The sequence below is a fragment of the Flavobacterium lotistagni genome, from assembly GCF_011392125.1.
GTDB classification, from domain to species: Bacteria; Bacteroidota; Bacteroidia; order Flavobacteriales; family Flavobacteriaceae; genus Flavobacterium; species Flavobacterium lotistagni.
Genome location: NZ_JAAJBU010000010.1, coordinates 21149 through 34137, shown reverse-complemented (window position 1 = coordinate 34137; position 12989 = coordinate 21149). Strand labels below are relative to the sequence as shown.

Genomic DNA, 12989 nt, shown 5'->3' with positions numbered 1-12989 from the left:
TTAGTTCAATTTAGTATCGCCCAACATTTTCTCTACAAGCTTTACTTGTGCTTCTTTGTTGGAAAGTTCGTCTTTCAATAATTTTTCGGCTATCTCCAATGACAGAGAAGATACTTGCGTCTTCAATTCTGCCATTGCTGCATTTTTTTCGCTGGCAATAGCTGCTTTGGCTTTTTCTGTTTCTTTTTGAGCAGCCGCCTGAGCTTCTGATTTCGCTTCAGAAATCATTTTCTCTTTGAGTTCACGAGCTTCTTTGAGCATTGCGTCGCGCTCCATTCTTGCTTCTTGCAAGATGCGCTCGTTGTCAGCCTGAAGATTGGCCATTTCTTTTCTGGCGTTTTCAGCCGAAAGTAAAGCGTTTCTGATGCCTTCTTCTCTTTCATTGACAGAATCCAGAATTGGTTTCCAAGCGAATTTTTTCAATAAGAAAATCAATCCGATGAAGATCAGCATTTGCCAGAAAAACAATCCGAACGAAAAATCATTTACTAACTTTTCCATAATATATAGGTAAAATATTTTTTGTCTTTAATTTAATTTTTAAACAAAAGCTGCAACCAACCGTTACAGCTTTTTGTTCTTTTTGATTTACGATGCAAAGATTGCAGCGAAACCGATACCTTCGATAAGAGCCGCAGCGATCAACATAGCTGTTTGGATTTTTCCAGTAGCTTCTGGCTGACGAGCAATAGCATCCATTGCAGATCCACCGATTCTTCCGATACCGATACCTGCTCCGATTACTACTAAACCTGCTCCAATGATTCTTGGGATTTCCATAGTGTATATAATTAAAAATTAAAAATTCTTTTTTAGGCTTTAGGCGGTAAGCTATATGCTTAAAACTTTTCGCTTACTAGCTTATAGCAATTAATGATGCGCTTCGTCATGATGGTGCTCTTCATTGGCCGAACCGAAATACAATGCCGATAACATAGTAAAGATGTACGCCTGTAAAAGTGCCACCAAAATTTCAATAGTAGAAAGTGCGAACGACAACAAGAAAGATAAGCTTCCGCCAATCCAGCTCTTGAATAAAAAGATCAACGCAATCAAACTCATCAATACGACGTGACCTGCGAAAATGTTCGCATAGAGACGAATCATGAGTGAGAAAGGTTTGATGATGACTCCTAAAAGTTCAATCGGCGCCAAAATGATTTTCATCGGAGTCGGCACGCCCGGCATCCAGAAAATGTGACCCCAATAAGTTTTGTTTGCTGTAAAGTTGGTAATCAAAGCCGTGATGATGGCCAAACCGGCAGTGACAGCAATATTTCCGGTAACGTTAATCCCTAGCGGTGTCAATCCGAAAATGTTTAGGAACCAAACAAAGAAGAATACCGTCAATAGGTAACTCATGTATTTTTTGTAGTGCTTCTCTCCGATATTTGGAATAGCAATCTCGTCGCGGATGTACAACACAATCGGCTCGAATAATCTTCCAAAACCGGCAGAAATACCACCGTTCTTAGCGTATGACTTTGCCAAACCAGTAAAAACCCAAACCATGATAAAAGCAACGACAAACATCACCAAAACACTTTTAGTGATTGATAAATCAAGCGGTTTTACGTTGGTAGGATGGTGATGGTCTCCTGTTAGTTCTCCTGTCGGGCCATCTACTTTATATATTTTTTCGTCGTGACCAATTCGGTAGTAGTTTCCGTTAGACTCTGCTACTGATTCACCGTGGTTGAATTTGGAAGAAGAGAAGATTTGCAAGCCATTGTCCCAAAGGATGATTGGCAATGGAAATCCGTAATGTTTTCCTTCGGCCTCATCAGAGAAAAGAGTGAAATCGTGCGCATCCAAAACGTGGTGCATTTTGTAAGCTTCAATTTTTGATTTCAAATCGGTCGGTTCTCCGTGCGTTTCGTGTGAAGCGGCTTCTTCGCCATGAGCGTCATGTGCTGTGGCGGCAGTGGTTTGGGTTGGTGTTTGTATCGTATCTTGAGTCGGGTTTGCAAATCCTGTGAAAGAAAGGCAAACAAGGAAGGCTGCTATTATAAATTTGAACGTTTTATTCGAAAACACCATAGCGGATTTATTATCTAGATTATACTTGCTAAAATTTGGCGCAAAGGTACATTTTTTATTGATATGCAAAAGTCATAATAAAAATATTTTTTGCTGAAATGGCATTGCTAGCAGCTATTTATTGTTGAATGTTCAATTGGTTCAGAATTAGCTCCTTGCTTTTTGATAAAAGCCATAAAGATGCTCCATTGCCAAAGGCTATTAATTCAGTTTATTGAGCATCCGAATGGCCACAGTAGTTTCAATGGTTAAGAACAGTGCAAAAATTAAAAAAAAGTTGATCTTCTCTATTTTGATATCGGCTCTTGCTGAATTCAAAATGGGATGCAAAAGCACATAGGCCAAAACCATTTTTATACAGGTCAACAACATAAAGGTATGACCAACGCTGTCTTTCTTTTTCAAGCTGATTCTTACCAAAGTCAAAACAATCAGCAGGGAACAAACAGTAAAAAAGCTATAGAGAAAGGTAATAGAATGTTCAAAAGACGAGATATCTTTCACAAAAAAAGGAAGCAACAAAACATGCAGCACAAAAGCCAATAGTGAAAGCAACACCACTTCTGCCAGTGGGCGGTATGGTTTCAGATTCATTGGTCTTCTGATTTATTAATGTCTTTAAGTTGGCGGTTCAGGTTGTAGAAGGCAATCGCTACGCCAAGCAGCGTGAATATTTTAACGTAAAGCGAATGTGGGTTCGGATATTTCACGTCGAGCCATTTTCCGAGATAGGCAAATCCGAAAACAATCGCGCCCATCTGAATCGGCATATTAATGAGCGAAAGCCATTTGTTAGGGTTGCGCTTCTTCGGGTTGGGATTGGTCATGAGAAGCCGTTTTAGTTGGAGTTTTCATCTGGCAGGTCGCGCTGAATTCGGCCCCCGGTTCTACTGAAAGTTTGCCGCAAACGACCTCGCCGTGAATGACAGCCTTAGCACGAACATTCAGAATTTCTGCCACTTGAATCTTGCCGTCAAACTTGCCCTCGATATCTGCGTTTTTGCAAATGATGTCGCCTTTAATGCTGCCCGCTGGACCAATAACTAGTTTGCCTGACGATTGAAAATTGCCCACCAAATCACCATCGAGCCTAAAATCTGCCTGCGAAAGGATGTTTCCTTTGATGATGGTTCCTTCAACGATTCGGTTGGTTTTGCCCAGCAAATCAGTGTAGGTTTTGGGTTTTTTGTCAAACATACTCATCGCTTTTCACCTTTTTGCTCTCTTTCTTTCGGATTGACCGGGCTAGTGGGATTCTGTCCCGGAATTCCCGGAATTCCTGGCGGCAACTGGTTAAATTGCGAAGGTTTGTCTTCTTCGTCTTTTCTTTCGCGCACTGCTTTTTCTCTTTCTTGGGTATTCTTTGGAGCCATTGTGCGGTTCTTAGGAACATATGGCTTGGGCGGCAACGGGTCGGAATATGGCGTGGTCAGGTATTGCTCGAAATTCTTTTTCATCTGTACGATTTTATAGTTCTCGTTGGAGATGATATAGGCTGTTTCGGCAATTTTGTAATCCTTGAATTCTTTTAAAATTGAGGCTATCCCTTTGGCGTATTCGAGATCTTTCAAACCATGGATGACAATAAAGTTCTTGTCCATGGTATAAATATCATACGATAAAGAAAGCTTGTCTAGACTTCTTTCAGAAATGAATTTTTTGATTTTGTCTTGGATATTTTTCGATACTTTGTCCTCTGGATTGTCCGACTTGTATAGAATTTTCCAACTGAGCGGTTTCACTTCATAGAAGTTCTGGCTTTCCATGGCGGGCACGGTGGTTTTCAACAGCTCTTCTGCGAATTTCCCTTCGGTGCTGTTCGGGTAATTCAAGGCCACAAAATTGAGCGTCTTTTTATACTCGGTCAATCCGGCCAAACGTCCTAATACGTTAGCTTTGAGCAATTCAAATTTTGGTACGATTTCCTCGCCGGTAAACTGATCAATAGCTGCGTTGAGATTGGATAGTGTCGTTTTAATATCGCCTGATTCATAGAGTTTAAAAATACGGTCGTAATTGGCTTCCGGTGTATCGGTCAAAGTATTACCCGAACCGGTTGGATTCCCTAAAATCTGTGCATAGCGCGAATCTGGGAATTCAGCAATGATTCTATTTTTCATCGCCAACGCTTTGTCCTTGTCAATGATTTCGTATATTTTATATAGGTTATACATTGAAGGAAGCACGAGTCTTTCCTCGGGTTTATTGGTCAGCAGGGTTTCAAGTTTGGCCGCGGCAAGTTGATATTCTTTGAATTTTTCCTTGTAAATCACGCCCAATTGGTAGTAAGCGAAATTTCTTTCTTTGGCAATACTGTCAATTTCGGTTTGCTTGCGCGGCAATTGTTTGACGTAAAACTCAGGATTGTATTTTGGATCTTCTTTCTTTTCTGACGCGTTGTCTGGGTCTTGTTTGTCTTCAGCATCCTTTTCGTTATTATCAGTTACTGAACCGATTTTTTCTTGTGTTATTCTCCAACCATTTTTGTAAGGTCGGTCGCCCCATTTTTTCTTAAATTCAGCAATACCGAAAGTTACCGTACTCGGATTGTAAAAATAAAACTTGCTGCTTCCTCCCGAAGATGCTATTGGTCTGGGCTCTGAAGGTCTTGGTGGTTTCTTTTGGGTAATAGCATCGTTAGGATTCAATTCGCGTCCGTCTTTGTCTACTGTAGATTTACCTGTAATTTCTCCTTTTCGCTCAGCCTCTTTTTGAAGGGCGAGCTTTTTTTCGTCAGCTTTTTTTAGCTTTGAAATGTAGCCTTCATAATAGGCTAATTTTTCTGCGTCAGATAAGCTGTGAATTCTAAGAATGCTGTCATTTCTGATGGCGATTCCTTCGTATTTAATAACGTCTTCGAGGTTTTCTCTCTTCTTGGTGATGAATCGGTGCTCGCGCGTTCTTGGTTCTAGTTGAACGAGTGTACTATCGTAATATTTCCCGGCAATTACGTACTTGGCTTTTTTGAAATAAATATCGCCTAAGTTTCGGTAATTGGAGGCTGTTAAATATTTATCGACTACTTTAGAATTTAAAGAGATATTATAATGTTTGATGGCCAAAGAATCGTTGTGTTGCTTCTCATAAAACAAGCCCATCTCGTGATTGATGAAATTCAAATACGGGCGGTTTTCACGGTCCTTGAGCAATTTTCTGTACTTCTCCAAGAATGCGAGCGTATCGCCTTTCTCAAAATCATTGAGGTTGGCTTGGCGCAAATGAGCGTGAATGACATACTGCCGAGCAGCCTTACGCTTCATATCAATGACTTCCTGATAAGAAATGTAAGCGCTGTCTTTTTGCCCGAGTTGCTCATAGAGTTGGCCTAAAATAAAACGGTAACGTGCTTTTTCTTCTTTAGATTTGGTAAAATCCCGGGCCAATTTCAACCTTGCTACGGCACTATCTTTTTCGCCAAGATTTAAGAACGCTTGACTTAAAGTTGCATTGGCGTCGGCATAAATCTGGTCTTTATATTTAATTTCCTGGAACAACCTGCGCAAGTTTTCTACGGCGATGGCATCGTTGTCTAGTCGCATATTGGTTTTCTCGCGCCAGATTTTGACTTCATTGATTTTATTGCTATTGGCATGTTTGTATAGCACGTAATTGAACGCTTCTAGAGCCGGCACGAAACGCTGGTCGTAATAACGGGATTTTCCCAATAAAAGGTGCGCTTCGTCCATTTGGTAGTTTTTCTCCGAACCGCCGATATTCATCGAGTGTTTTTGAATGGCTTTGGTGGCTTTGGTTTCGGCACGTTCGAAATTCGGGTTTCTCGGAGGATCGCCAGGCAAGGTTTGCTCTTTGGCTACCTGCATCCGCTCGATGGGCAGCAGCTGCCAAAAATTGTCGGTGTATTGTGATTTAAGCTCCAAAATTCCTTTGTCTAAAGCCAATCCGCCATTGTAAAGGATATTGTCTTTAGTGCTTAACGCGTGTGAATTTCGGGAAATGAACGTGTTCTTTTTTACAGAACAGGCCACAAGAAAAAGGAAAAATATAACGAAAGAAAAATACTTGATGGTGCTTGTTTTCAATGTAAACAGGGTTTTTCTTAAAACTTTTAAAAGTCGGTTTTAGTATAACAACTGGTAAAAATACGTTTCTTTTTGATATAGCGAAAATTATCGGTTAAAAGTTTAATTTTGCCCCTTGAAATAATCGTTCACCTTTGGTAGGTCTCGCAAAGGTTGCCTACTTTTACAAAAAAACACATTCATGTCTTCATTTTATAAATTAAGCATCAAAGAAGTGCGTCGTGAAACCCAAGACGCCGTTTCTGTCTCGTTCCATGTACCGTTAGAGTTTCAGGATTTTTACCAGTTCACCGCCGGTCAATATTTGAATTTAAAACTGACTTTAGACGGCCAAGAAATACGCCGTGCCTATTCGATTTGTTCGGCGCCTGAAAGTTCGGAATTGCGCATTGCCATTAAAGCGGTCAACAACGGTGCTTTTTCCACATTTGCCAATAGTCAACTCAAAGTGGGCGATGTTTTAGAAGTGGGCACTCCTGAAGGAAAATTCACCTTTCAGCCTGATGCCTCACGCCAAAAAAATTATCTCGCATTTGCGGCCGGTAGTGGTATTACCCCCATATTATCGATTATCAAAAGCGCCTTGCAAAGCGAACCGAAAAGCACCTTCGTTTTGGTCTACGGAAACAAAACGCCCGAACAAACGATTTTTCACGAGCAATTGCATGAATTGCAACTCAAGTATGTAGGCCGTTTCTTCGTGCATTATGTATACAGTCAAGCTAAAATTGATGGGGAATTGTTTGGGCGCATCGAACGCTCGACGGTGAATTTTATCCTCAACAACAAACACAAGGAAATTGACTTTGACAAATTCTACCTGTGTGGGCCCGAGGAAATGATCAATACCGTGGCGGCGACTTTAAAAGAGCACAACATCAAGGAATCAGCGATTAAGTTTGAGTTGTTCTCTACTGCCACTCCGAAAACCAATACCAACACGCCGGAAGGCCATACGAAAATCACCGTTTTAGTAGACAATGAGGAAACCACTTTCGAAATGTCTAAAAAACAAACGGTTTTAGAAGCCGCTTTAAAACAAGGCGTCGACGCACCTTATTCTTGTCAGGGCGGTATTTGCAGCAGTTGTTTGGGAAGGATTACTTCTGGCTCGGCGATGATGACCAAGAATTCTATCTTAACTGATGGCGAAATTGCCGAAGGCTTGATCCTAACTTGCCAAGCACATCCAACTTCAGACACGATTTACGTGGATTATGATGATGTTTAGATAAATAGAGCCAAGAAACAAGAGCCAAGAATTAAGATAGCTACTGGTTGCCAACACTATTTCTTGACTCTTGGCTCTTGTTTCTCGACTCTTGGCTCTTAAGTCCATTCCCTACAAAACTTCCCGTATTTTCTCTATCACTTTTTCGGGTAAAATTGTTCGCATCGCATCTTCATATCCTGCTACTATTTTGTTGCCATAAACCGAAGTCGGCAACTTAGGGAATTGCTCCAAATCTGGCATTAAAGCATTTTCCAACGGTTGATTGAACGGCTGAAACCCGGCATAAGGATGGGTTGCTCCAAATAACGTAACTACTTTTACGCCGTACATCGCCGCGATATGGCCATTGCCGGAATCCATTGAGAGCATTAAATCAAGGTGGCTGATGAGCTGTAATTCTTGCTCGAAAGCCAATTTTCCGGTAACGATTCTCACAGCGGAATCTTGTGCTAAGAACTCAAGCTTATGCTTTTCAGAAGCTGCGCCGAACAAAAAAACCTCGTATTGGTTTTCCTTTGCCAATTCTTGAATTACTTCTTGCATCAAATCTGGCGGATAGACTTTCGATTCGTACTGGGCAAACGGCGCGATGCCAATCCAAGGTTTGGTTTTTTCGCCGGTAAAGTCTAAAACTGCGGGATCCAATTTTGGTTTTACCGGAAATTCAGGCTTTGACAAATTGATTGGAAAACCCAATTTCTGAAAAGTGTCGGCGTGGCGCTGGAACATGGTTTTGAGCGGTTTGAAAATTTTGTTTTCGGCTCGGGTTAAAGCTTTTTTCTCGGCTCGGCCTTTGTCTGTGAAAGCTACTTTTTTTCCGGCCAATGCAAATAACTTTCTGACTACTTTCGAGCGCAACACATCGTGCAAATCGGCAAAAGCATCAATCTTCAGCGGCTTCAAATCGCGGTACAAACGCCACAATCCAAAAAAGCCTTGGTGTCTGCCTTTGGCTTGAAAAGCAAAAAACTCGATATTCGGAATGCCGGCAAAAAAAGGTTGGTAAAACGGGCGCGAAATCATCGTGACACGAACGTTAGGATATTGCGCAACTAAAGCCCTTAATACAGGAACCGTCATCGCCACATCGCCCATAGCGGAAAGTCTCATCACGGCGATATGTGTTGGTTTTTGTGGCAAGCGTTTAGGTACTGAGGTTCTAAGGTGCTAAGCTACTGATTTTGTCTGGGTTTGTCTGGGTTTGTGAGAAACCCTAGCCCTGATGGCAGCGGCATCCTTTTGCGGCGCGAAGCAGAGCAAAAGATATAGCGTACAGCAGGTTCCCGGCTCCTTCTAACAATTAATAATTAACAAATAATAAATAATAATTATTTTTTGTAGAGTATGGGGTTGAGCTCGTCGTCGTTGTACATTTTCATCTGTTTGTAGACTTTCATGAACTTGTCGCCGTTCTCGATATCGGTGAGCAATTCTTCGATTGCAGTTGATAAATCGGTGCGCTGTTCCAAAAGCACGTTGAGTTTCGCTTGGCATTTATCGCGGTGTTCTTGCGAAGCATCTGGGCGGTTCACTTCTTCCTGCATGTGGTAAATTTTGAGCGCCAAAATAGACAAACGGTCGAACGCCCAAGCCGGAGATTCTGAGTTGATCTTAGCCGTTGGTTTCACGTTCACGTGCGCATATTTCTGCAAAAAGTAGCTGTCGATGTATTCCACCATATCGGTGCGCTCTTGGTTCGAGGCGTCGATGCGGCGTTTCAAAGTCAGTGCGGCTACCGGATCAATTTGCGGATCGCGAATGATGTCTTCAAAATGCCATTGCACGGTATCGATCCAGTTCTTGTGGTACAGCAAATGCTCGAACTGATCTTTGGCGTACGGGTTGTTAATCGGTTGGTCTACATTATCGAACTGGTGATAATCCTGAATACTTCTCTCGAAAACAGAATAGGCTAATTTTGAAAACATTTGTGTATCGTTTAGGTCGCAAAGATACTTTTTATACTTTTACCGGAGAAAAAAAATTCTGGGAGTGCCTAAGTAGCTTAGTGCCTTAGTGCCTGAGCTTTTTGGGAGCCGGGAACCTGCTGTTCGCTGTATCTTTTGCTCTGCTTTCGCGCCACAAAAGGATGCCGCTGCCATCAGGGCTAGGGTTTTTCTTAAAATTGAACATTAATTTCTAAAATAAAATGAGCCGGTCAAATAACTATTGTAAAGCCGAATGTCCACTGGACATTCTCCTCTTAATATCAAATCATCAGGGCTAGGGCTTTTCACCCCGATCGCGACATTGACAATAAGATTACATTGTTCAACCTCAAAACGAAAGTTCCTCCTATTCCAGAGAATCTAAGGCACTAAGGCACTCAGTTACTCAGGCACTAAAAAACAAAAAAAATGCAAATCCACTACTTATCCGAAGCCAACAGCATCCTGAACCACTTTTTAGGACAAATCCGCAATGTGAACGTACAGCACGACAGCATGCGATTCAGGCGCAACATCGAGCGCATCGGCGAGGTCATGGCTTACGAACTCAGTAAGGATTTGAACTACCGCAATATTGAAATCCAAACGCCGCTGGGCATTAAGAAAACTACTGAAATTTCAGAGCAGTTGGTTTTGTGCTCCATTTTGCGTGCCGGGCTTCCGCTTCACTTGGGTTTCTTGAACTATTTCGACAGCGCAGAAAATGGTTTTGTTTCAGCCTATCGCCATCATCCAAACGGCGGCGATCATTTCGATATTAAAGTAGAATACCAGGCCGTTCCTAATTTGCATGACAAAACTCTGTTGCTCATCGATCCGATGCTTGCTACCGGACAATCAATGGTGGCCGTGTACAACAAACTCATGGAAAAAGGCGTGTCCAAAGAAGTGCATATTGCAGTTATCATCGCGGCTCCGCAAGGCATTGAATATCTGGAGAAACATCTGCCTGACAATTGCCATTTGTGGGTCGCCACTTTGGATGAAACTTTGAATGCCAAAAATTACATCGTTCCCGGATTGGGCGATGCCGGCGATTTGGCGTATGGGAATAAATTGTAGTGCCTTAGTGCCTTAGTGCCTTAGTGCCTTAGTGCCTTAGTGCCTTAGTGCCTTAGTGCCTTAGTGCCTTAGTGCCTTAGTGCAAATTTACAATTGCGCGAAAAAAGCAAAAATTCCTGACAAAATTAAAAATGCCAGAACCACTTCTTTTTTCCATTGTGCTTGGGGGGTTTCGATATGCGTGGTGATAATCATCGACAGCGGTGCGAAAGTGTAAATCAGCATGTCGTTGGATTTATTCGGCGAAATGGCAAAAACGGCGATTCCTACCATTAACATCGAAAGGATTTTCTTGTATGTCGGGTGTAAAATCAGCGGTCGATTCGACATCGAAATCAACAATAAAATGGTGAAAAAAAAGGCAATAGTGGCATAGACCGACAAAGCCAGGTTTTGGAAACGGCTCGTAAAATAATCCAGCCGCAGATCAATCAGCGAATCGGCTTGCAAATGACCGATCCAATCGGTGTTGAAATACAGTGCGCTCGCAACGAAAATCACCGCCACCGCCCCGAAGGCAATTATTGGCAAAAACCAATTTCGGTAATCTTTCGCGACATGGAACAGAATGGCGATATAAATCAACACCAGAAAAAGCAAGCTCCAATAATGAAACAAAGCGGCGATGCAAACCCAAATAGAAGCATCAAAAATCTTTTCCTTGGAAGCCTTGAGCGAGTACAAAGAAACAATTCTTCGCGTGGCCAATAAGATGAATAAATTCGCCAAAAGCAATCTTCCGTTATCAAAAACCGATGGGAAAAACAACATAAAAATCAAGTAAAACAATACCGTGTAAGCGCTGTCTTTGCTCATGCCGTTTTTCTTAACTACAAAATTCACAAGAAAAAGAGAAGCAAAAATAATGGCGAGAAAACCGCATTTAGTAAGCAAATGCAAAATCGAATTATTTCCCGTAACGTGCTTAATCTGATATACAAAGAAGAAAAAAATGCCCCCTAAAATCACGATAGAGTAATTTAATGGAGTAGATTTTCTGAAAAGACTTGTAATCATGAGGATATTTTATACTTTTGTGTGCGTAAATATACTAGTTTAAGAAAATAACACTACCTATTATGAGAGCATTTTTTGAAGGAATTCAATGGTTGTTTGAAAACATCTTCTTCTGGCCACTTGACCAATTAAGAGCTTTGGAATTATCGTGTTGGTCGGGCGCGAACCTCATCAACTGGATTTTCATGGCCATCTGCAGTTATGCCACTTGGTATTGGTGCAAGCAATTGGTAGCACACAAAAAAAGCGGCGAAGATTTTCAAGATACCACTGCCCACTCGTTCTTAACCAAGTAGGTCAAAACCGATATCGGGTCGATAATACATCGTATCGAAATATAACTTGTTTATGTTTTGATACGATTTTTTTACGGCCTGTTGGAAATCATCCCCAAACGAAGTCACCGCCAAAACCCTTCCGCCGTTGCTGAGAATCTGACCGTTTTCGGCTTTGGTTCCGGCATGAAAGACGATTGAATCTTCTACTGAATCAATGCCTGAAATCACTTTTCCTTTCTGATAATCTTCCGGATAACCGCCTGAAACCAACATCACCGTAGCGGCACTTCTTGAATCAATTTCAAGGTTCACTGTATTTAATTTTTGCTGAGCCACTGCAGAAAACAATTCGACCAAATCGTTCTTCAATCTCGGAATTACCACCTCGGTTTCCGGATCACCCATGCGCACGTTGTATTCAATGACCATCGGTTCGCCTTTGACGTTAATCAGCCCGATAAAAATGAATCCTCGATACGGAATGTTTTCTTCTTGCAAACCTTTCACTGTTGGAATGACGATACGCTGTTCGATTTTATCCATCAGCACACTATCGGCAAACGGCACTGGTGAAATCGCGCCCATTCCGCCTGTGTTCAAACCTGTGTCGCCTACTCCGATACGTTTGTAATCTTTAGCCGTCGGGAGTATTTTGTAGTTTTTACCATCGGTCAACACAAAGCAACTGAGTTCAATGCCTTCGAGGAATTCTTCAATGACGACTTTAGCACTGGCTTGACCGAATTTAGATTCCAACAGCATCTGGCGCAATTCTGTTTGAGCGGCTTGGAGTTCGCTTAGAATCACGACGCCTTTTCCGGCGGCCAATCCGTCCGCTTTGAGAACGTATGGTGGTGATAAGGTTTCAAGAAAAGCACAACCTTCTTCCACGGTTTCTTTGGTGAAACTATCGTAGGCTGCGGTAGGAATGCCATGGCGAATCAAGAATTTCTTGGCGAATTCCTTGCTGCCTTCAAGTTGGGCGCCCAGTTTAGAAGGCCCGATTACCGAAATATTTTTGAGTTGGTCATCATTTTGGAAAAAATCGTAAATGCCTTGAACGAGCGGATCTTCTGGCCCGACTACGACCATGGCGACTTGCTCTTGCAAAACGATTGTTTTGATGGCTTGAAAGTCAGTTACGCTGGTATTGACGTTGGTTGCAATTTGGGCTGTGCCGGCGTTTCCCGGGGCTACCAATAGTTTTTCGCAAAACGGTGATTGAGTGAGTTTCCAGGCTAAAGCATGTTCGCGGCCGCCTGATCCGAGCAATAATATAGTCATGTTGTTGTTGTTGTTGTTGTTGTCGCGCAAAAATACTGGGTTTAGTGTTGCGATGGTAATTAATTTTTAAAAAAATCAATCCTAA

General features: G+C 42.0%; 14 protein-coding genes. 3 read left to right on the top strand and 11 right to left on the bottom strand.

Annotated features, from left to right (window positions below):
* From G4D82_RS11290 to porW, 7 genes are all read right to left on the bottom strand, one after another.
* On the bottom strand, positions 1 to 501 hold the full coding sequence (locus G4D82_RS11290) for a F0F1 ATP synthase subunit B (protein ID WP_166337391.1): 501 nt from the start codon (positions 499 to 501) through the stop codon (positions 1 to 3).
* A gap of 87 nt (positions 502 to 588) precedes the next feature.
* The gene (gene atpE, locus G4D82_RS11285) at positions 589 to 780 is read right to left on the bottom strand and encodes an ATP synthase F0 subunit C (RefSeq protein ID WP_108369812.1); all 192 of its coding nucleotides are present in this window, start codon (positions 778 to 780) and stop codon (positions 589 to 591) included.
* A 90-nt stretch (positions 781 to 870) separates the two neighbouring features.
* On the bottom strand, positions 871 to 2040 hold the full coding sequence (gene atpB, locus G4D82_RS11280) for a F0F1 ATP synthase subunit A (protein ID WP_166337390.1): 1170 nt from the start codon (positions 2038 to 2040) through the stop codon (positions 871 to 873).
* Between the two features lie 201 nt (positions 2041 to 2241).
* Positions 2242 to 2634, bottom strand: coding sequence for a hypothetical protein (locus G4D82_RS11275; RefSeq protein WP_166337389.1), 393 nt, complete (start codon positions 2632 to 2634; stop codon positions 2242 to 2244).
* Complete coding sequence (locus G4D82_RS11270) at positions 2631 to 2867, bottom strand: AtpZ/AtpI family protein (RefSeq protein ID WP_166337388.1); 237 nt, start codon at positions 2865 to 2867, stop codon at positions 2631 to 2633. Before G4D82_RS11270 ends, G4D82_RS11275 begins: the two co-directional genes overlap by 4 nt.
* Positions 2833 to 3237 carry a bactofilin family protein gene (locus G4D82_RS11265; protein ID WP_166337387.1) on the bottom strand — a complete coding sequence of 135 codons (405 nt, stop codon included), beginning with the start codon at positions 3235 to 3237 and terminating at the stop codon, positions 2833 to 2835. The genes G4D82_RS11270 and G4D82_RS11265 overlap by 35 nt, the downstream gene beginning before the upstream one ends.
* A 2-nt stretch (positions 3238 to 3239) precedes the next feature.
* Positions 3240 to 6080 (bottom strand): type IX secretion system periplasmic lipoprotein PorW/SprE, encoded by a 2841-nt coding sequence (porW, locus tag G4D82_RS11260; RefSeq protein ID WP_235924339.1) that lies wholly within the window; start codon positions 6078 to 6080, stop codon positions 3240 to 3242.
* Between the two features lie 181 nt (positions 6081 to 6261).
* Here porW and G4D82_RS11255 point away from each other — a divergent pair, with 181 nt between their 5' ends.
* Positions 6262 to 7311, top strand: a complete 1050-nt coding sequence (locus tag G4D82_RS11255; RefSeq protein WP_166337386.1) for a ferredoxin--NADP reductase — start codon at positions 6262 to 6264, stop codon at positions 7309 to 7311.
* Between the two features lie 111 nt (positions 7312 to 7422).
* Here the strand turns inward: G4D82_RS11255 and G4D82_RS11250 are convergent, their stop codons facing one another.
* Positions 7423 to 8424 (bottom strand): glycosyltransferase family 9 protein, encoded by a 1002-nt coding sequence (locus G4D82_RS11250; protein WP_166337476.1) that lies wholly within the window; start codon positions 8422 to 8424, stop codon positions 7423 to 7425.
* 218 nt (positions 8425 to 8642) lie between these two features.
* Positions 8643 to 9242, bottom strand: coding sequence for a DUF4254 domain-containing protein (locus G4D82_RS11245; protein ID WP_166337385.1), 600 nt, complete (start codon positions 9240 to 9242; stop codon positions 8643 to 8645).
* A gap of 429 nt (positions 9243 to 9671) precedes the next feature.
* On the opposite strand from G4D82_RS11245, the gene upp reads away from it, so the two are divergent.
* The gene (gene upp, locus G4D82_RS11240) at positions 9672 to 10325 is read left to right on the top strand and encodes a uracil phosphoribosyltransferase (RefSeq protein WP_166337384.1); all 654 of its coding nucleotides are present in this window, start codon (positions 9672 to 9674) and stop codon (positions 10323 to 10325) included.
* Between the two features lie 87 nt (positions 10326 to 10412).
* Here the strand turns inward: upp and G4D82_RS11235 are convergent, their stop codons facing one another.
* A complete protein-coding gene (locus G4D82_RS11235) occupies positions 10413 to 11342 on the bottom strand; it encodes a DUF6427 family protein (RefSeq protein WP_166337383.1) in 930 nt (309 codons plus the stop codon).
* A gap of 62 nt (positions 11343 to 11404) precedes the next feature.
* On the opposite strand from G4D82_RS11235, the gene G4D82_RS11230 reads away from it, so the two are divergent.
* Positions 11405 to 11638, top strand: coding sequence for a DUF6341 family protein (locus G4D82_RS11230; RefSeq protein WP_166337382.1), 234 nt, complete (start codon positions 11405 to 11407; stop codon positions 11636 to 11638).
* Here the strand turns inward: G4D82_RS11230 and purD are convergent.
* Positions 11627 to 12904, bottom strand: a complete 1278-nt coding sequence (gene purD / locus G4D82_RS11225) for a phosphoribosylamine--glycine ligase (protein ID WP_166337475.1) — start codon at positions 12902 to 12904, stop codon at positions 11627 to 11629. The two genes, G4D82_RS11230 and purD, sit on opposite strands and share 12 nt — an antisense overlap.
* Positions 12905 to 12989 lie beyond the last annotated feature (85 nt).

Bases quoted from the DNA above. Each gene is read 5' to 3' on its own strand.
- G4D82_RS11230 (WP_166337382.1), top strand. From the start codon at position 11,405: ATGAGAGCATTTTTTGAAGGAATTCAATGGTTGTTTGAAAACATCTTC.
- G4D82_RS11290 (WP_166337391.1), bottom strand. From the start codon at position 501: ATGGAAAAGTTAGTAAATGATTTTTCGTTCGGATTGTTTTTCTGGCAA.
- purD (WP_166337475.1), bottom strand. From the start codon at position 12,904: ATGACTATATTATTGCTCGGATCAGGCGGCCGCGAACATGCTTTAGCC.
- atpB (WP_166337390.1), bottom strand. From the start codon at position 2,040: ATGGTGTTTTCGAATAAAACGTTCAAATTTATAATAGCAGCCTTCCTT.
- G4D82_RS11255 (WP_166337386.1), top strand. From the start codon at position 6,262: ATGTCTTCATTTTATAAATTAAGCATCAAAGAAGTGCGTCGTGAAACC.
- G4D82_RS11270 (WP_166337388.1), bottom strand. From the start codon at position 2,867: ATGACCAATCCCAACCCGAAGAAGCGCAACCCTAACAAATGGCTTTCG.
- atpE (WP_108369812.1), bottom strand. From the start codon at position 780: ATGGAAATCCCAAGAATCATTGGAGCAGGTTTAGTAGTAATCGGAGCA.
- G4D82_RS11265 (WP_166337387.1), bottom strand. From the start codon at position 3,237: ATGTTTGACAAAAAACCCAAAACCTACACTGATTTGCTGGGCAAAACC.
- G4D82_RS11235 (WP_166337383.1), bottom strand. From the start codon at position 11,342: ATGATTACAAGTCTTTTCAGAAAATCTACTCCATTAAATTACTCTATC.
- G4D82_RS11250 (WP_166337476.1), bottom strand. From the start codon at position 8,424: ATGAGACTTTCCGCTATGGGCGATGTGGCGATGACGGTTCCTGTATTA.
- G4D82_RS11275 (WP_166337389.1), bottom strand. From the start codon at position 2,634: ATGAATCTGAAACCATACCGCCCACTGGCAGAAGTGGTGTTGCTTTCA.
- upp (WP_166337384.1), top strand. From the start codon at position 9,672: ATGCAAATCCACTACTTATCCGAAGCCAACAGCATCCTGAACCACTTT.
- G4D82_RS11245 (WP_166337385.1), bottom strand. From the start codon at position 9,242: ATGTTTTCAAAATTAGCCTATTCTGTTTTCGAGAGAAGTATTCAGGAT.